19 protein-coding genes and 1 pseudogene are annotated in these 16,289 nt (G+C 71.5%); 10 read left to right on the top strand and 10 right to left on the bottom strand.

Going from position 1 to position 16,289, the window contains the following annotated elements:
• Positions 1-1,233: polyribonucleotide nucleotidyltransferase (locus ACLL9L_RS15120; RefSeq protein ID WP_411285485.1), on the top strand; the 1,233-nt coding region annotated here is incomplete at its 5' end.
• 105 nt (positions 1,234-1,338) lie between these two features.
• Here the strand turns inward: ACLL9L_RS15120 and ACLL9L_RS15115 are convergent.
• The 3 genes from ACLL9L_RS15115 to ACLL9L_RS15105 all read right to left on the bottom strand — a co-directional run bounded on the left by ACLL9L_RS15115 (position 1,339) and on the right by ACLL9L_RS15105 (position 5,498).
• Complete coding sequence (locus ACLL9L_RS15115) at positions 1,339-2,289, bottom strand: cytochrome c oxidase assembly protein (protein ID WP_411285484.1); 951 nt, start codon at positions 2,287-2,289, stop codon at positions 1,339-1,341.
• A gap of 79 nt (positions 2,290-2,368) precedes the next feature.
• Positions 2,369-3,268: a hypothetical protein gene (locus ACLL9L_RS15110; protein ID WP_411285483.1), complete on the bottom strand. Its 900-nt coding sequence runs from the start codon at positions 3,266-3,268 to the stop codon at positions 2,369-2,371.
• A gap of 28 nt (positions 3,269-3,296) precedes the next feature.
• Entirely contained in the window at positions 3,297-5,498 is a 2,202-nt protein-coding gene (locus ACLL9L_RS15105; RefSeq protein WP_411285482.1) for an alpha-galactosidase, read from the bottom strand.
• A 61-nt stretch (positions 5,499-5,559) separates the two neighbouring features.
• Here ACLL9L_RS15105 and dapB point away from each other — a divergent pair, with 61 nt between their 5' ends.
• Complete coding sequence (gene dapB / locus ACLL9L_RS15100) at positions 5,560-6,345, top strand: 4-hydroxy-tetrahydrodipicolinate reductase (RefSeq protein ID WP_411285481.1); 786 nt, start codon at positions 5,560-5,562, stop codon at positions 6,343-6,345.
• A gap of 18 nt (positions 6,346-6,363) precedes the next feature.
• On the opposite strand, the gene ACLL9L_RS15095 is transcribed toward dapB, so the two are convergent.
• The 5 genes from ACLL9L_RS15095 to ACLL9L_RS15075 are packed head-to-tail and all read right to left on the bottom strand — an operon-like array spanning position 6,364 to position 9,088.
• The gene (locus ACLL9L_RS15095; protein WP_411285480.1) at positions 6,364-6,783 is read right to left on the bottom strand and encodes a VOC family protein; all 420 of its coding nucleotides are present in this window, start codon (positions 6,781-6,783) and stop codon (positions 6,364-6,366) included.
• Between the two features lie 26 nt (positions 6,784-6,809).
• Entirely contained in the window at positions 6,810-7,124 is a 315-nt protein-coding gene (locus ACLL9L_RS15090) for an AzlD domain-containing protein (protein WP_411285479.1), read from the bottom strand.
• On the bottom strand, positions 7,121-7,798 hold the full coding sequence (locus ACLL9L_RS15085) for an AzlC family ABC transporter permease (RefSeq protein ID WP_411285478.1): 678 nt from the start codon (positions 7,796-7,798) through the stop codon (positions 7,121-7,123). The genes ACLL9L_RS15090 and ACLL9L_RS15085 overlap by 4 nt, the downstream gene beginning before the upstream one ends.
• Before the next feature lie 9 nt (positions 7,799-7,807).
• The gene (locus ACLL9L_RS15080; RefSeq protein ID WP_411285477.1) at positions 7,808-8,638 is read right to left on the bottom strand and encodes an alpha/beta hydrolase; all 831 of its coding nucleotides are present in this window, start codon (positions 8,636-8,638) and stop codon (positions 7,808-7,810) included.
• 27 nt (positions 8,639-8,665) lie between these two features.
• The gene (locus ACLL9L_RS15075; protein ID WP_411285476.1) at positions 8,666-9,088 is read right to left on the bottom strand and encodes a VOC family protein; all 423 of its coding nucleotides are present in this window, start codon (positions 9,086-9,088) and stop codon (positions 8,666-8,668) included.
• A 77-nt stretch (positions 9,089-9,165) separates the two neighbouring features.
• On the opposite strand from ACLL9L_RS15075, the gene ACLL9L_RS15070 reads away from it, so the two are divergent.
• The gene (locus tag ACLL9L_RS15070) at positions 9,166-9,516 is read left to right on the top strand and encodes a zf-TFIIB domain-containing protein (RefSeq protein ID WP_411285475.1); all 351 of its coding nucleotides are present in this window, start codon (positions 9,166-9,168) and stop codon (positions 9,514-9,516) included.
• A gap of 58 nt (positions 9,517-9,574) precedes the next feature.
• Here ACLL9L_RS15070 and ACLL9L_RS15065 read toward each other — a convergent pair whose 3' ends face one another.
• Positions 9,575-10,168: a GNAT family N-acetyltransferase gene (locus ACLL9L_RS15065; RefSeq protein WP_411285474.1), complete on the bottom strand. Its 594-nt coding sequence runs from the start codon at positions 10,166-10,168 to the stop codon at positions 9,575-9,577.
• Between the two features lie 49 nt (positions 10,169-10,217).
• On the opposite strand from ACLL9L_RS15065, the gene ACLL9L_RS15060 reads away from it, so the two are divergent.
• The 3 genes and pseudogenes from ACLL9L_RS15060 to paaB form a co-directional block, all read left to right on the top strand.
• Positions 10,218-10,652 (top strand): hypothetical protein, encoded by a 435-nt coding sequence (locus tag ACLL9L_RS15060; RefSeq protein WP_411285473.1) that lies wholly within the window; start codon positions 10,218-10,220, stop codon positions 10,650-10,652.
• Between the two features lie 62 nt (positions 10,653-10,714).
• Positions 10,715-11,767, top strand: a complete 1,053-nt coding sequence (gene paaA, locus ACLL9L_RS15055) for a 1,2-phenylacetyl-CoA epoxidase subunit PaaA (protein ID WP_411285472.1) — start codon at positions 10,715-10,717, stop codon at positions 11,765-11,767.
• 95 nt (positions 11,768-11,862) lie between these two features.
• Positions 11,863-12,138 (top strand): annotated as a pseudogene (gene paaB, locus ACLL9L_RS15050) (1,2-phenylacetyl-CoA epoxidase subunit PaaB); the annotation flags it as partial.
• Positions 12,139-12,258: 120 nt separating this feature from the next.
• Here paaB and ACLL9L_RS15045 read toward each other — a convergent pair.
• Positions 12,259-13,188, bottom strand: coding sequence for an aminoglycoside phosphotransferase family protein (locus tag ACLL9L_RS15045; protein ID WP_411285471.1), 930 nt, complete (start codon positions 13,186-13,188; stop codon positions 12,259-12,261).
• Between the two features lie 96 nt (positions 13,189-13,284).
• Between ACLL9L_RS15045 and paaC the strand changes: the two genes are divergently transcribed.
• From paaC to ACLL9L_RS15025, 4 genes are all read left to right on the top strand, one after another.
• Positions 13,285-14,100: a 1,2-phenylacetyl-CoA epoxidase subunit PaaC gene (paaC, locus tag ACLL9L_RS15040; protein ID WP_411285470.1), complete on the top strand. Its 816-nt coding sequence runs from the start codon at positions 13,285-13,287 to the stop codon at positions 14,098-14,100.
• Positions 14,097-14,603, top strand: coding sequence for a 1,2-phenylacetyl-CoA epoxidase subunit PaaD (gene paaD, locus ACLL9L_RS15035; RefSeq protein WP_411285469.1), 507 nt, complete (start codon positions 14,097-14,099; stop codon positions 14,601-14,603). The genes paaC and paaD overlap by 4 nt, the downstream gene beginning before the upstream one ends.
• The gene (gene paaE / locus ACLL9L_RS15030; protein ID WP_411285468.1) at positions 14,603-15,733 is read left to right on the top strand and encodes a 1,2-phenylacetyl-CoA epoxidase subunit PaaE; all 1,131 of its coding nucleotides are present in this window, start codon (positions 14,603-14,605) and stop codon (positions 15,731-15,733) included. The genes paaD and paaE overlap by 1 nt, the downstream gene beginning before the upstream one ends.
• Positions 15,734-15,891: 158 nt before the next feature.
• Positions 15,892-16,289 (top strand): hypothetical protein (locus ACLL9L_RS15025; protein WP_411285467.1); only part of this gene is annotated, 398 nt, incomplete at its 3' end.

The raw sequence follows: 16,289 nt of genomic DNA, 5'->3' as shown, positions 1-16,289 counted from the left end.
GTCGTCCGTCACAAGACGATCACCGAGCACATCCGCATCGACGGCCGCGGCGTTGCGGACATTCGCACGCTGTCTGCTGAGGTCGGCGTGCTGCCCCGGGTGCACGGTTCTGCACTGTTCATGCGTGGCGAGACCCAGATCCTTGGGGTGACCACGCTGAACATGCTTGACATGGAGCAGAAGCTGGACACGCTCGACCCGCAGACCACAAAGCGGTACATGCACAACTACAACTTCCCGCCCTACTCCGTCGGGGAGACCGGCCGCGTCGGTTCGCCGAAGCGTCGCGAAGTTGGCCATGGTGCCCTCGCTGAGCGCGCACTGCTGCCGGTGCTGCCGAAGCGGGACGAGTTCCCCTATGCGATCCGTCAGGTGTCCGAGGCTCTCGGCTCCAACGGCTCCACGTCCATGGGCTCCGTCTGCGCGAGCACCATGTCCCTGCTGAACGCCGGGGTGCCGCTCAAGGCCCCCGTCGCCGGTATCGCCATGGGCCTCATCTTCGAAGGCGGCGAGTACGCCACGCTGACCGACATCCTCGGCGCCGAGGACGCCTTCGGCGACATGGACTTCAAGGTCGCCGGCACCAAGGAGTTCGTCACGGCGATCCAGCTCGACACCAAGCTCGACGGCATCCCCGCCTCGGTCCTCGGTGGCGCGCTGACCCAGGCCCGCGAGGCCCGCCTGCACATCCTCGACGTCATGGCCGAGGCCATCGACGTGCCCGACGAGATGTCGCCCTACGCCCCGCGGATCATCACGGTCAAGGTCCCCGTGGACAAGATCGGCGAGGTCATCGGCCCCAAGGGCAAGATGATCAACCAGATCCAGGACGACACGGGCGCCGACATCTCCATCGAGGACGACGGCACGGTCTACATCGGCGCCGTCGACGGGCCCTCGGCCGAGGCGGCCCGCGCGGCCGTCAACGCCATCGCCAACCCGCAGATGCCCGAGATCGGTGAGCGCTTCATGGGGACCGTCGTGAAGACGACGACCTTCGGCGCGTTCATCTCCCTCCTCCCGGGCAAGGACGGCCTGCTGCACATCTCCGAGGTGCGCAAGCTCGTCGGCGGCAAGCGGATCGACAACGTCGACGACGTCCTGAAGGTCGGCCAGAAGGTCCAGGTCGAGCTCAAGGAGATCGACCCGCGCGGCAAGCTCTCCCTCGCGGCCGTCATGGCCGAGGGTGACGCCTCGGCTCCGGCCGAGGACGCCGAGCCTGCCAACGCCTGAGGCGCGCAACTCCCGGACGGGACGGCCCGGCATACCCTCGCGGTATGCCGGGCCGTCCCGTCGCGGGGTGCGCGCCGTCAAACGCAACGGCACGCACCCGCGCTGTCAGTCGCGCCGACGGTAGCGACCCTCGAAGCGGGGGTCGCTCTCCCACCACAACACGGGGGCGGTGGCGCCGGGCACCGACGGCGAGATGGCGTCCGGCTCGGCGGCGGCCGCGTCAAGCTGGGCGTCGATGACGCGGGCTTCTCGGGCATCCGCACCCATCCACTCGATGAAGACCGCCAGGATGATCGGCAGCCCGACGGCCTCGGCGACCACGAGCATCGTCCCGCCGCCGAGGTGTTGGTCGACGATCGGCGTGGGGTCGCCGGTGCGTACGGCAAAGCCGGGGAAGCCGGGGGCCAGGAGGGTCGGGGCCGTCATCACGAGGATCCCCGGGATGGCGTCGAGCAGACCGTCCGCGAAGGCGAGGAGGGTGCGCACCCCCGGGGTGGCCCAGGGCGGCAACAGCTCGTCGACGAGGATCGGGAGGACGAAGAGCAGCCCGAGGACCAGCAGCTGGACGTCGAGCAGGGCCTCGACCGGGGCGGATCGCGTCGAGAGCTCGAACCAGGGCGTGAAGAAGACGAGCACCAGCGAGCCGACTGCGAGGAGTGAGCTGACGGCCGGGAACATCAGGGCCCGCGCGACCCGGCCGTGGAGGGCGCGGACCAGCCACGGTTGCGTCGAGCCGTGAGCCGCCCGCACCAGTCCCAGCGGGTCGCCGAGGGCGAGGCCCACCGGGGTGACCGATGAGAGGACCGCCACCTGAAGGGCGCCGACCCAGAAGAGGGACGTGCGGTAGACCGCGAGCGGACCGCACACCGCGTAGGCCAGCGTCCCGACCCCGACGACGAGGAACAGCAGTATCCGCCAGGCGGGCCACCCGACGCCGACGCGGCGGGCACGGCGCCACCACACGGCATACGGGCCGGCAACCAGGACGAGCAGCCCGAGTCCGACCGGCGACGCGGTCCAGGCGGTGAGCAGGTCGCTCGGCTGAAAAGTGGTCACATCGGGATGCTGCTCCACGGACCTGAACGGGGGGTGGGAGCAGGGCTATGACAGCAGGGTGGGAACAGCGCGGCTGCCGTCAGGGGCGGTCGTCGGGGAGGGCGGCGCGGGCCTCGTCGAGCTCGGCGAGGGAGGCTCGCAGCGTCCGCTCGGCGACCTTGTTCGTCGCGACGGCGTCGGCCCGGGCCGCCACGAGAGCATCCCGCTGTGAGCGGGCCTCGCTCAACGTCACCTCGAGCTCGTGGATCCGGGCATCTACCTGGGCCAGGCCGCTGGTGACCCCGATGAGCTCGGCGCCGGCTGCGGCGGCGGCGGCCATCGTCTCGCGGGAACGGGCCTCGGCGGCGGCCAGACGGGCGAGCGCCGACGGGTCGGGCTCGGGGTTGGGGTCAGGGTCGGGCTCGGACTCGTCAGTTGTTCCGTCCCGTCCCTTCCCTTCCCCGGCGATGACCCGCAGGGCCGGCCGCCGAGCAGGGGCGGGCGCCGCGAGGGCCTCGGAGAGGTCGACGTCGCCGAACCCGGCGTAGGAGAGCGCGCGGGTGAGCTGGCCCGAGGCCACGGCGTCGGCGGCGGCCGTCGTGGACAGCGCGGCCACGAACGTCTCCCGCACCTGGTTGGCGACCGCCGGTGACCACGAACCGTCGGCCTCCCTGACCACCTCGGCGCAGGCGCCCATCAGCTCGTCGACGAGGCGCGTGCGCTCACGGCCGAGCTCCTTCAGGGCCGGTCCGTCGATGCGCTCGTGGGCACCGTGGAAGGAGGCGGCCAGGGTGAGGAGTCGCTCGACGGCATCGGGTCGCTGCCGGGTCAGCAGGTTGACGGCCCACGCCGCCGCCGTGGGCTTGCGCATCGAGTCGATGGCCTTGGCCAGACCGGGCTCGCCTCCCGACGTCGCGGCCAGGGCGAGCCGACGCCGGGCGGCCAGGAACTCGTCGGGGCGCAGCCCGTAGAGCTGGGTGAGCGCCTCGTCAAGATCCATCCGGTCATCGTGGCACGGGCTCAGACCGTCACGACGTCTCCTCGGCGCGGAACAGGACCACCTGGTCGGGGTGCACGATCGGCGCCGCGACGCCCACGTGCTCGAGCGCACCACCGGTGAGGACGATCCCGGGGAACCCGTCCTCACGCGCACCCCACCACCTCGGTGCCTGCAGACCGGAGGGCGCAGCGCCGACGATGGTCGGGCGGAGTCGGTAGCGCCGTGCCGGGTCCAGACCTCGGAACCGCAGCCGGGGACCGGGAGACGCGTCAACGCTGTCGAGCACCACCATGGCGAAGATCGCCCGGGAGCGGTCCGGGGCGACGACCCCGTGGAGGAGGACATCCGGGTCGAAACCGTCCATCCGGACGACCTCACCGCCGAGCATTAGCTCGCGCTCCTGCCTGAAGAAGGCGATCCACGCACTGAGCTCGGAGAGCTCGTCGTCGCTCGCCCGGGCAAGGTCCCACTCGATACCCAAGTGCCCGAAAATGGCTGTGGCAGCCCGGAACCCGAGGTCGTGGATGCGTCCGGTCGTATGTGACCGTCCCGAGGCGACGTGCGAGCCCATGAACTCCGGCGGGATCAGCTGGGTCGTCCACCGCAGCATGTGCTGCCGGTCGTGCGGGTCAATGTTGTCGGACACCCAGACCCGGTCGGTGCGCTCGAGGACACCGAGGTCGACCCGGGCGCCACCGGAGGAGCACGACTCGATCTCGAGGTCGGGGTGGGCCGCCCGGATCTCGTCGAGCAACCGGTAGAAGGCCCGGGTCTGCTCGTGGACCCCGGGGCGACCCCCCTCGGGCTGCGTCCCGGCCTCGATGAGGTCGCGGTTGTGGTCCCACTTGACGTAGCCGATGTCGTACTCGTCCAGGACGGCGAGGATCTGCGCCTTGACGTGCTCGTAGGCTCCCTCGATGCCGAGGTTGAGGACCTGCTGGTGACGCGACTCGACCGGCCACTCCCGGCGGGCGGACAGGACCCACTCCGGGTGCGCGCGGGCCACGTCGGAGTCGGGGTTGACCATCTCCGGCTCGAACCACAGCCCGAACTCCATGCCCAGGGCCCGCACCCGGTCGACGAGCGGGTGCAGCCCGTGCGGCCACGCGACGTCCGAGACGACCCAGTCACCCAGCCCTGACCGGTCGTCGCGCCGCGACCCGAACCACCCGTCGTCGAGGACGTAGCGCTCCACCCCCAACGCCGCCGCCCGCTCGGCGAGGTCAAGCAACCGGTCGGTGTCGTGGTCGAAGTAGACGGCCTCCCAGACGTTGAGCGTCACGGGGCGGGTCGTCGTCACGGGCCGCTCGCGGCTGCGCAGGTGCCGGTGGAAGCGGCGGGCGACGTCGTCGAGCCCGGTGCCGTGGGCCGCATAGACCCACGGGCCCTCGTAGGCCTCGCCGGTCGCGAGCTGCACCTCCCCAGGCAGCAGCAGCTCCCCACCGCCGAGGATCCGGTCACCGGTGAAGACGCGCTCGGCGTAGTGGGTGTGGTTGCCGCTGTATGCCGTGTGCACGGCATACACCTGCCCGTCACCGAAGCCGAACCCCGGCGTCCCGGCGTGCAGGAGGTAGGCGCTGTCGGCGCCCGTGCGGCCCTTGCGTCCCTCGCGCAGGTGGGTGCCGACGGTGAACGGCCGGCGCTGGGGGGCCCGTTCGTGGCCCCACCGGCCGCCGAAGTCAAGCAGCTCGCACGCCTCGGGGGGCACCGGGAAGGCGAGGACGAGGTCCTCCAGCGCGTAACGATCCTCGCCGGTGTTGGTGACCCGGGCCCGAGCGCGGACCAGTCCGCTCGGGAGCAGCTCGATCGTCAGGTCGAGGGCGAGTCCGGCTTCGTCGTCGAGCGCCGTCACGCCGACGACGCCCGCTCCCGACTCGGTCCACCCGGTGACGGGGGCGCCGTCGAGGCTGACCGAGGTCGTCGTGAAAAGGGGTGACCAGGCCCGCCCTTCCCGACTCCCCGACAGGCCCGGTCGGCCGGTCCACCCGGTGTGGTGCTCCGGCAGCACGGCCAACCGGATCGGGGTGTCGACAGCGTTGGGCCCGATGAGCGGCACCCCGGCGCCCACGAGAGCCGCGGCGGAGGTCGCATCGAGCTCGCCGAGATCCGGTCCCCAGTGGGCGATGGCCGGCAACAGCCCGCCACCGATGTCGAGCAGCAGGCTGACCCCCGCGCCGTGCAGGTGGACAACAGTCTGGGGGGTCGTGCGGTCGGTCTGCGAGGGCACCATGACGCACGAGTGTGGCACCAGCCCAGCGCCGTGCCGCACGGTGCTCACGCTCCCGAGACGGATGGCTAGGCTTCGGGGCGTGAGCGATGAGACGTCAGTTGCGGTGATCGGTGCGTCCGGACGGATGGGCTCCGCGGTGTGTCGGGCGGTGGAGGCGGCCGGGGGGCTGCAACTGGTGGGCACCTTCGACATGGGGGACGAGCTCGGCGACCTGGCGGGCGCGCACGTCGTCGTCGAGTTCTCGGTCCCGGACGCGTCCCCGGCAAACGTTGCGCACTGCGTGGCCCAAGGCGTGCACGTGGTCGTCGGCACGACCGGGTGGGACGCCGCTCGGTTGCAGACGCTGGAGCGCCAGCTCGCCGGGGCGCCCCCGTCACGGTCCGGGGCGGGCGTCGGCGTCCTCGTCGCGCCGAACTTCGCCATCGGCGCGATCCTCATGATGTCGTTCGCGCAGCAGGCGGCCCGGTTCTACGAGTCGGTCGAGATCATCGAGCTGCACCACCCCGACAAGGTCGACGCGCCGTCCGGCACCGCCGCGCGCACGGCGGACCTCGTCGGTGCGGCCCGTGAGAGCGCGGGTCTGTGCCCCGTCCCCGACGCGACCACGAGGGACCCGGGCGGGGCCCGCGGCGGGCGCGTGCACGGCATACCGGTGCACTCCGTGCGACTGCGCGGGCTGGTGGCCCACCAGGAGGTGCTGCTCGGCAACGAGGGGGAGGCGCTGACCATCCGCCACGACTCGTTCGACCGGGTCTCCTTCATGCCGGGCGTCATCGAGGGCGTGCGCAAGGTCGCCGACCACCCCGGGGTCACCGTCGGTCTCGAGCACTACCTCGGCCTCGCCTGAGCGGCGGCGTCGAGCCGATCAGCCGGTGATCAGCGTCGCGCCCTCGTCGGTGATGGGCCAGTACGGGTTGTGCGCGACCTCCCACGGGTGTCCGTCCGGGTCGGCGAAGACCCCCGAGTAGCCGCCCCAGTCGGTCGGTGCCCCCGCGCGGAGCACCGTGCCGCCTGCGGCCGCCGCCTCGGCGAGGACCTGGTCGGCCTCCTGCGGCGAGCGGACGTTGTGCGCCAGCGTGATCCCGCCCCAGCCGCCGCTGTCCGTGACGACGCTGTCCGCGGCGAGCTCGGCCCGACCCCAGAGCGCCACGACCATGCCACCGGTCTGGAAGAAGACCACGCCCTCGGGCGACTCCCCGGCCTGCCAGCCCAGGGCCTCGTAGAACGCCCGGGCCCGGGTGAGGTCGCTGACCCCGAGGGTGACCAGGCTGAGCCGCTGTTCCATGGGTCGCAGCATAGGTCTGGCGCCGCTCACCCCCAGCCGAGGTGGCGCAGTCCGGCAGCAGTGACCGCCGCCAGCACGACGACGACGAGGAACGGGGCACGCATCACGAGCGCGACGATCGCGACACCGAGACCGGCCGCGCGGGCGTCGAGGACCAGGCCTCCCGTGGTGCCGGCAAACGCCTGGACGACCACGAGCGCCGTCAGCAGCGCCACCGGCAGGAGTCCGGTGACCCGGCGCACCCGTCGCCCCTCCAGCCAGTGGTGCGGCACGAGGTGACCGGCGAGCTTGAGCGCGTAGGCCAGCACGCAGGCGCCGATGACGGTAGGCCAGTGGTTCATTGGGCATCCTCCGGTCGCCGCGGCAGGAGGCCGACCCCGACGGCGGCGAGGGCCGCCACCAGCACCGGTATGCCGGGCGGTGTCGCCGGCGCGAGCACGGCCGCGAGGACGGCGGCCAGCGCCGCCACGGCCGCCGCGTCACGCGAGCGCAGTCGGGGCCAGAGCAGCCCGGCGAAGGCTGCGGCGGCGGCAGCGTCGAAGCCGTAGGCCCTCGGGTCACCGAGGGCGTTGCCGAGCACAGCGCCGAGCAGGGTCGCCAGGTTCCACCCGAGATAGACGACGACGCCGGTCGCCCAGAAGCCGAGCCGTCCGGCCGCCGGGGTGGGCTGGGCGATCGCCACGGCAGTGGACTCGTCGATCGTGAGCTGCGCGGCAGCGAAGCGGCGGGCACCCCTGACCTCGAGGACCCGGCTGACCTGCAGCGCGTAGAGGCCGTTGCGGACGCCGAGCAAGGAGGAGGTGGCGATGGCGGCGCCGGCACTGCCCCCCGCGCCGAGGATGCCGACGAGGGCGAACTGCGAGCCGCCGCTGAAGAGGAACAGCGACAGGACCAGGGTCTGCCAGATGTCGAGCCCCGACGCGACCGACAGGGCCCCGAAGCTGATGCCATAGGCACTCGTCGCCAGCCCGACCGACAGGGACTGCCGCACGACGGTGCGGTGCTCGCGCTGCACGGCCTCTGCTCAGGTGGTGGACGGGAGGTTGCCGCGGATGAACGCGATGGCGTCCCGAAGGACCTCGTCCCGGTTGGTCTCGTTGAAGATCTCGTGCCGGGCCCCGGGATAGGAGCGGGACGAGGAGTCCAATCCGGCGATCCGCTCCCAGCCGCCGCGCGAGCCCTCGATCGGGACGAGCTGGTCCTCCTGCCCGTGCAGCCACAGGACGGGGGTGGCGTCGATGACACCGGTCTCGCCGATCCGGTCGATCATCGACTGCAGTGCCTCCAGGGTGGGGCGCTTGAAGGGGCCGTGCCAGACCAGCGGGTCGTCGACGTAGTCCCGCCCCACCGAGGCGTCCCGCGAGAGGGTGGCGGGGTCGATCGGCACGTCCGGGATCTCGTCCGCAGCAAGCAGCGCCGTCACCGCGTCCCATCGTCCGATGACCGGACCCGAGAGGACGACACAGGCCAGGTCCGCGCCGTAGCGCTGGGCGTAGCGAGCCGCGATGAGCCCACCCATGGAGTGCCCGATGAGGACGACCGGCAGGCCCGGGTGCTCGGCCAGGGAGGTGTCGTCGAGGAGTCGCATGTCGTCGACGACCGTGTCGAAGTCCTCGACGAGGACCCGCTCCCCGTCGCTCTTCCCGTGGCCGACGTGGTCGAGCCCATAGACGGCCGCCCCGTCGGCGGCCAGCGCGGTCGCGACGTGCTCGTAGCGCCCGATGTGCTCGCCATAGCCGTGGCACAGCAGGACGACGTATGCCGGATCGCTGCCCTCCCAGCGCCGCGCCACGAGCCGCCCGGCGTGGCCGGTCAGCTCGAACTCGGTGCTCGGTGTCGTGGTGGTGCTGGTCATCGAGCGTCCTCCTGGGGTGGGCGGCTTTCAGTCCCCCTCATCCTGCCCGAGCCACAGGCAGAACGGGTGCCCCGCCGGGTCCAGGTGGACGCGCACGTCGTCCTGGGGTTGGTGCTCGGCCAACGCGGCCCCGCAGGCCTGCGCGTGGGCGCTCGCGCTCGCGAGGTCGTCGACCCGGATCTCGAGGTGCATCATCATCCGCTGGTCCGTGGACGTCGACGGCCAGAGCGGCCGGGCGTAGTGCTCGTCCCTCTCGAACGACAGCGCGACCCCGCCGTCCGGTGGGCGGAGCAGGACCCAGTCGGGCTCCTCGTCGGTGATCTCCCAGCCGAGCAGGGCGGTGTAGAACCGGGCCAGCGCCCCCGGGTCGGGGGCGCTGACGTTGACCGTGCTGATTGTCAGGCGTGGGGCCGTCGTTCGTGCAGTCGTCAGTCGTGGGGCCGTCGTCATCGCTGGTGCCTCCCGGGTCGTGCGCGGCCTCCAGTGTGGCTCCGGAACCCGGCCGGGCACCACCTCGTTGGCCAGACATGACGACGACCCTCACCTGTCCCAAGTGCATGAGCGAGATGCGCAGCTACGAACGCAACGGGATCCTGGTCGACCAGTGCACCGGGTGCGGCGGTCTCTTCCTCGACCGTGGCGAGCTGGAGAAGCTCACCGCTGCCGAGAACGAGTGGCACACGGAGGCCCCACCGGCCGTCACGGCACCGTCGCCCCAGGACCGCTCGTATGCCGCGCCTCAGCCGACCCACCGCGACGACCGTGGCTACCGGGAGGAGCGCGGACGCCACGATGACCGGGGATACCAGGGCGGTGGCCACGAGCAGCAGCACCGCAGGAAGAAGAAGTCGTTCCTGTCCGAGCTGTTCGACGACTGACTGCCTCCCGACGACTGGGTGCCGTTCAACGACTGGGTGCCGTTCAACGACGCTCGCCTCAGGCCCGGATACTGCTGTGCAACCTGACCTCGCGCAGGACGTCCGAGTCGCCGGGGCCGATGACCCGGTCCCGGAACGCCCCGTCCGGGGCGAATCCGCTGGCCTGGAGGAAGGCCCGGGTCGCCTCGGCGTCGTGCGGCAGCCACGCGCTGAGGGCCCGGAAGCCCGCCCCCCGGGCCGTGTCCGCCGCCGCGTTGAGCAGCCGCGAGCCGTGCCCGACGCCGCGTGCCTCAGGATGGATCCCGAGGACGAGGATCTCCCCGTCACCGTCCTGCGCGCCCGGGTCGCCGGACGGGCCGACGGCGCCGAACCCGATGACCTGCTCGCCGGCGCAGGCGACCAGCAGCCGGTGAGCAGGGGAGGGCGGAGCCTCGAGCGAGGCGCGCCACACCCTGGCGAAGGCCTGCGGCTGGAACTGCGCGGTGACCTCGGGAGGAAGCAGCCCGGCATACACCTCGCTCCAGAGGACGGCCTGGACGAAGCCGACCGCGGGGGCGTCGCTCGCCCTGGCGAGCCGGACGCTCGCGTCGGCGACGGGGCCGGGGGCATGCTGGTGGGAAGGGCCGGGGGGATGGTCGTGGGAGCCGCTCACCGGCCCATTCTCGCAGGAGGTTTCTCGCCGGACGTGATGGGATGACCCCATGAGCCCGTCCCGACGTCAGGCCACCGCAGCCGGCGCGGCGGCGCTCGGGCTGGTGCTGGCCATCGCCGGGTGCAGCTCTGACCAGGGCGGCCCGGGCCCGACCCAGACGGTCGAGACGTTCCTGCACGCGATCGGCTCCAGGGACCCAGACGCGGCCTGCGCCCAGGTCTCGACCGGCGGCAAACCCCTCGCCGGGACGGCTCTCGAGCAGTGTCGCGTCGGCCTCCAGAAGGTCCTCGCGGACGTGCAGGACCCCGGTGACCTCGAGAAGCTCAAGGCGGCCCGGGTCACGGGGGCCACGGTCGACCGGGACAAGGCCACGATCGTCGCCGCGCAGATCGTGGACGTGCCGGACGGCTACCAGAACGACATCGACCTGCTCCGGCTCGACGGCCGCTGGTACATCGACTCGAAGAGCGACCAGACCCCGTAGGTGGGGGGACACCACGCCACGGCCGTTTGCTCCACCTCGCGACGTCCCGGATACTGGGCTCCATGTACGGCAACGACGTCATCGACCCGGATGAGCCCCTCAACGCCTCGGAGACGGGCGGCTACGAGGCCGCGCTCGCGGGTGCGGCGGCAGCAGGTCAACGCCCCGAGCAGTCCAGCTTCGACGCGCTCATCGAGGCCGACCTGCGGGTCGAGCCGCGGGACGAGATGCCGGATGCCTACCGCCAGACGCTGATCCGCCAGATCGCGCAGCACGCTCACTCCGAGATCATCGGGATGCAGCCCGAGGGGGCATGGATCACCCGGGCTCCGTCGTTGCGGCGCAAGGCGATCCTCATCGCCAAGGTCCAGGACGAGGCTGGTCACGGTCTCTACCTCTACAGTGCGGCCGAGACGCTCGGGGTCGACCGGGCCGACCTGCTCGACAAGCTCAACACCGGCCAGCAGCGCTACTCCTCGATCTTCAACTACCCGACCCTGACGTGGGCCGACTGCGGCGCGATCGGCTGGCTCGTCGACGGCGCCGCGATCATGAACCAGGTGCCCCTCTGCCGCTGCTCCTACGGGCCTTACGCCCGGGCGATGATCAGGGTCTGCAAGGAGGAGTCGTTCCACCAGCGGCAGGGCTTCGAGATCCTCTGGAACCTCGTGCGCGGCACGCAGGCCCAGCGCGCCATGGCGCAGGACGCCGCGAACCGGTGGTGGTGGCCGGCGCTGATGATGTTCGGGCCTCCGGACACCGGCGAGGCCGCGGCAAGGGGCGGCCACACCGAGCAGTCGATGGCATGGGGGATCAAGCGCTTCAGCAACGACGAGCTGCGCCAGCGCTTCGTCGACATGATGGTCGCCCAGGCGGTCAAGCTCGGCCTCACCCTGCCCGACCCCGACCTGCGCTGGAACGACGAGCGCGGCCACTGGGACTTCGGGGCGATCGACTGGTCCGAGTTCACCCGGGTGCTGCGCGGCGACGGGCCGTGCAACGCCGAGCGGGTCGCCCACCGCCGGCAGGCCCACGAGGACGGAGCCTGGGTGCGCGAGGCGGCGACCGCATATGCCGTGAAGCAGGCCTCCCGGGCCAAGGCGACCGCCGCGTGAACGACCTCCCCTCGAAGGCCGGCACGTCGGGAACTGTTGCTGGGGGAGCCGTTGCTGCTGGGACCGTTGCTGGGGGAGCCGTTGCTGCGGAGCGCAGCTGGCCGCTCTGGGAGGTGTTCGTCCGGGCGAAGCGCGGGCTGTCGCACGTCCATGCCGGCTCCCTGCACGCCCCCGATGCCACGATGGCGCTGCGCAACGCGCGCGACGTCTACACCCGCCGGCAGGAGGGCGTGTCGATCTGGGTCGTCGAGGCTGGGGACATCACCGCGAGCAGCCCGTCGGAGAAGGACTCCTTCTTCGACCCCGCCGCTGACAAGGTCTACCGCCACCCCTCGTTCTACGACGTGCCCGACGACGTCGAATACCTCTGATCGGGCCCAGTTTCTCCTTGCGTCCGGCACCCGGTCGCCCTGGCGACCGGGATGCCGGGGCGTAACCGGGAGGGGGAGGCGCCGCCCTGGGTTCAGTCGGGTCAGTCGGGGCCAGTCGGGTCAGTCGCGCCACAAGGCGATGGTCGAGTAGGGCGCGATGAACATGTCGCCCGGGCGGTCCGGCAGCAGCCAGAGGATGTTGTCGACGGCGAATGCCTGCGCGAAGGCGCGGGCGACCGCGGTGTCGAGCGCGGCCGGCTCGCAGATGATGTCGACCCTGCGCCGCAGGGCCCGCTCTGGTTCCCCCGTGCCGAGGGCGTCGGCCCAGCGATTGCGCAACGGCGCGACGACCTCGGCCTCGGGGAGCCCCGCGAACGGAAAGGGGTCGATCGCCTTCCAGCGGGCCGACTGACCCGGCAGCGTGTGCAGGACGTTGAGGAAGTGGCAGTCCGCGTGGACGAGCGGCAACGGCCCGTCGCCGACCGCCTCGAGGTCGGCGGCGAGGTCGGCCAGCGTCGACAGGGCCCGGTCGACGGCCCATCGCGGGAGGACGACCCCCCACTTGTCGTGCTGCGACCGGATCGCGGCGCTCACCCGGGCGAGTTCGTCGACCATCCGCGCCACGCCGGGCGGCGCGGTCACGGCCGAGATGCCGGCGACGATCGTGCCGATGACTCCGCAGGCCTCGTCGACGTCGGGAAGCTGCTCGAGAGTTCGCTGCGGATCGAGCCGCTCGAGCAGGACTGCGGCCTGCGCCGGTTCGGACTCGACGACCTCGACGACGACGCCGGTGTCGGCCGCTGCCAGGAGCGCCGGGATCTCGCCGTCGCTTGCGCGGTCATGGGTCGAGAGCTTGAGCGCGAGCAGGCGGCCGGTCGCGTCACGCACCGGCCAGACCACGGCGAGGTAGCCGCTCATCGGGGCGCCGTCGGGAGTCAGCTGCCACCGGTCGGCCAGTGCGGCGGCGCGAGCAGGCGCAGCGGTGACCCACTCCCGCCGGTCTTGGTCGTGAACGGACTCGAGGAACACCGGGGGCACGTCCCACGCCATGTCCGTTGCCCTCCGTTGCCCTCCCCTTCGCTCCGCTGACAAGGGTACGGGCCGACTGGGTTCGTGCGCGGCCAGTGTTGGTCGTAAGGTCGGAGGGTGAGCGAAGTGTCTACCGGGTCGACTGAGTCCCCGGGCCGGGGCGTCGACGCAACCCTCCCCGAGGGCGATCGTCTCGCGGCGGCATACCTGCTGGGCCTGGCTGACGACGCGTTGGTCTACGCGCAGCGCCTGGGTGAGTGGCTGACGAACGCGCCGCAGATCGAGGAGGACATGGCGCTGGCCAACATCAGCCTCGACCTCCTCGGGCAGGCGCGCGGGCTCTACCCGCAGGTGGGCAGGCTCGACGGGTCGGGTCGCGGTGAGGACGACTTCGCCATGCTCCGGGACGAGCGAGAGTTCCTCAACGTCCACCTCGTGGAGCAGGAGCGCGGCGACTTCGCGTTCGAGGTCGCCCGGTTGTTGTGGTTCTCCGCGGCCCGTCTCGAGCTGCTCGCAGCCGGCTCTCCCGACCCCGTCCTCGACGGCGTCATGGGCAAGGGCTTCAAGGAGGCGCGCTACCACCTCGACCACGCACACCAGTGGGTGCTTCGCCTTGGTGAGGGGACGCCGGAGTCGCACCGCCGGATGCAGGACGCCCTCGTCGCCGTGGCGCCCTACGTCGACGAGATCTTCGAGGACGACCCCGTCAGCACCGCCGCCTACACCGAGGGCGTGGGGCCGCTCCCGTCCGAGGCCCGCGAGCCGGCGCAGGGGTATGTGGAGCGGGTCGTCGCCGAGGCGACGCTGGAGATGCCGGCTGCGCCGACGTGGCGCTCGCGCGGTGGTCGGGCCGGTGTCCACTCGCGCCCGATGGGCCAGCTCCTCGCCGAGATGCAGCACATCGCCCGCTCGCACCCCGGTGCGACCTGGTGAGGACGCGGGTCGCCCCCGCGGAGCTCGTCGCCGCCGTCTCGGCGATCCCCGACCCCGAGGTGCCGGTCGTGACCATCGCGGACCTCGGCATCCTGCGTTCGCTCGAGGTGGACGAGGCGTCGGGGGAGGCCTCGGTCGTCATCACCCCCACCTACTCGGGCTGCCCGGCGATGGAGGCGATCACCGCCCACATCGAGCACGTATGCCGTCAAAAAGGTTGGGTGCCAAGGGTTTCCAGCCGTCTGAGCCCGGCGTGGACGACCGACTGGATGTCCGATGACGGCCGCGAAAAGCTGCGCCGCTTCGGCATCGCACCGCCGGCTGCACGGCATACCGACGGGTCTGGCTCGGTGTCGCTCGAGCTGACCCGGCGGGTCGTGACCTGCCCCCAGTGCGGGTCTTCGGACACCACGGAGATCTCGCACTTCGGCTCCACTGCCTGCAAGGCACTGCGCCGGTGCGAGTCGTGCCGGGAGCCGTTCGACGAGTTCAAGGCGCTGTAGTGGCGGCGCTCCTCACGACACCTGTCAAGCAGCGCGCCCGCTTCCACACGCTGACCGTCCGCGAGGTCGAGCCGCTCACCGACGACGCCGTGGTCGTGACCTTCGACGTGCCTCCGCTGTTGTGGGACGACTACGTCTTCGAGCCGGGCCAGCACCTCACGCTCCGCGCGACGATCAACGGCGAGGACGTGCGGCAGTCGTACTCGATCTGCCAGTCCCGATCCGGGAGGACCCCGGGCCGACACGGCGCCAGCGCCCTGAGGGTGGCTTCCGCTCGAGTGCCCGAGGGGCGAATGTCGAACTGGCTCAACGATGTCGTGCGGTCTGGCGACGCCATCGAGGTGATGACGCCGATGGGCAGCTTTACCTGCCCGACGCTTCCGGGCGTCGCCCGGCACCACGTCGCGATCGCCGCGGGTTCAGGGATCACGCCGGTGCTGTCGCTGCTCTCGACCGCCCTCGAGGAGGAGCCACTGAGTCGGGTCACCCTGCTCTACGGCAACCGGCGGACCAGTTCGGTGATGTTCCTCGAGGAGCTTGAGGACCTCAAGAACCGCTTCCAGGGACGCTTCCACCTCGTCAACGTCCTGTCCCGCGAGGCGCCCGACGTCGAGCTCTTCCACGGACGCCTCGACCGCGAGCGGCTCGAGCAGCTCTTCGCCGTCCTGCTGCCGGTCGAGACCGTCGACGAGTGGTATCTCTGCGGTCCGTTCGGCATGGTCACGGCTGCCCAGGATCTCCTGGCTGAACGAGGCGTCGACACCCACCACGTCCACCATGAGATCTTCCATGTCGACGACGAGGGTGGCGCCCCGAAGCCGCGGGTCGTCGTCGACGACTCGGCGCCGCCCGCCGCGGTCGTGACGATCAACCTCGACGGCCGCACGACGGTGATCAACATGCCGTCGAAGGACGAGACGATCCTCGACGCCACGTTGCGGACCCGGCCCGACGCGCCGTTCTCGTGCACCGGTGGGGTCTGCGGCACGTGTCGCGCCCGCCTTGTCGCGGGCGAGGTGCGCATGGACCGCAACTACGCCCTCGAGCCGGAGGAGGTCGAGGCGGGGATCGTCCTGGCCTGCCAGTCCCATCCGGTCACGGACACCGTCCAGCTCGACTACGACGCCTGACTTCGGCAGCGGTCTGGCGGTCTGGTGGTCTGGCGTGAGTTCTCGACATTCCGTCAAGGCCTGCCTGTCGATCCCTCTTGGGTCCGTCGGTCTCTTGACAACGACTCGAACACGTGTTCGAATAGAGGAAGGGCAAGACCTGCCGGGAGGAGGGTGTGATGGGGGCTGCGATGGGTAAGGCCAGCAGTTCAACCACACCCGGCAACACGCTCGGCGTCGATGACGGGACGGTCCTGCGGGACCTGTTGGCCCGTGGTTCGTCCTGCCTTCCGGCGAAGGTCAGGGATGCCCTCGTCCTCCTCGCACCACCGACCCCCGGTCTCGACGAGCCGCCGGTGTGGCGCGAGCCGGCGTCGGGCGGGCAGGTGTCGGGCGGGGTCGGCGGGCTGGCGTGGGGCGGGGCCGGCGGGCTGGCGTGGGGCGGGGTCGGCGGGCTGGGGGGTGGGCGTGGGATCTCGGATGCGCATTGGGCTGTGACCTCGGCGGTGTTGAGTGGGCGCTCGGTGCGTGAGCTGCCGACGGAGTGGATTGCGGAGGAGCTGGTCCTGATCGAGGC

This window comes from Lapillicoccus sp., from assembly GCF_046595215.1.
Taxonomy (GTDB): Bacteria; Actinomycetota; Actinomycetes; order Actinomycetales; family Dermatophilaceae; genus Lapillicoccus.
This window is presented reverse-complemented; position numbering and strand designations above follow the sequence as displayed.

Bases quoted from the DNA above. Each gene is read 5' to 3' on its own strand.
- ACLL9L_RS15075 (WP_411285476.1), bottom strand. From the start codon at position 9,088: ATGACGACGGCCCCACGACTGACGACTGCACGAACGACGGCCCCACGC.
- ACLL9L_RS15080 (WP_411285477.1), bottom strand. From the start codon at position 8,638: ATGACCAGCACCACCACGACACCGAGCACCGAGTTCGAGCTGACCGGC.
- ACLL9L_RS15090 (WP_411285479.1), bottom strand. From the start codon at position 7,124: ATGAACCACTGGCCTACCGTCATCGGCGCCTGCGTGCTGGCCTACGCG.
- dapB (WP_411285481.1), top strand. From the start codon at position 5,560: ATGGCTAGGCTTCGGGGCGTGAGCGATGAGACGTCAGTTGCGGTGATC.
- ACLL9L_RS15105 (WP_411285482.1), bottom strand. From the start codon at position 5,498: ATGGTGCCCTCGCAGACCGACCGCACGACCCCCCAGACTGTTGTCCAC.
- ACLL9L_RS15060 (WP_411285473.1), top strand. From the start codon at position 10,218: ATGAGCCCGTCCCGACGTCAGGCCACCGCAGCCGGCGCGGCGGCGCTC.
- ACLL9L_RS15095 (WP_411285480.1), bottom strand. From the start codon at position 6,783: ATGGAACAGCGGCTCAGCCTGGTCACCCTCGGGGTCAGCGACCTCACC.
- ACLL9L_RS15070 (WP_411285475.1), top strand. From the start codon at position 9,166: ATGACGACGACCCTCACCTGTCCCAAGTGCATGAGCGAGATGCGCAGC.
- ACLL9L_RS15045 (WP_411285471.1), bottom strand. From the start codon at position 13,188: ATGGCGTGGGACGTGCCCCCGGTGTTCCTCGAGTCCGTTCACGACCAA.
- paaA (WP_411285472.1), top strand. From the start codon at position 10,715: ATGTACGGCAACGACGTCATCGACCCGGATGAGCCCCTCAACGCCTCG.
- ACLL9L_RS15110 (WP_411285483.1), bottom strand. From the start codon at position 3,268: ATGGATCTTGACGAGGCGCTCACCCAGCTCTACGGGCTGCGCCCCGAC.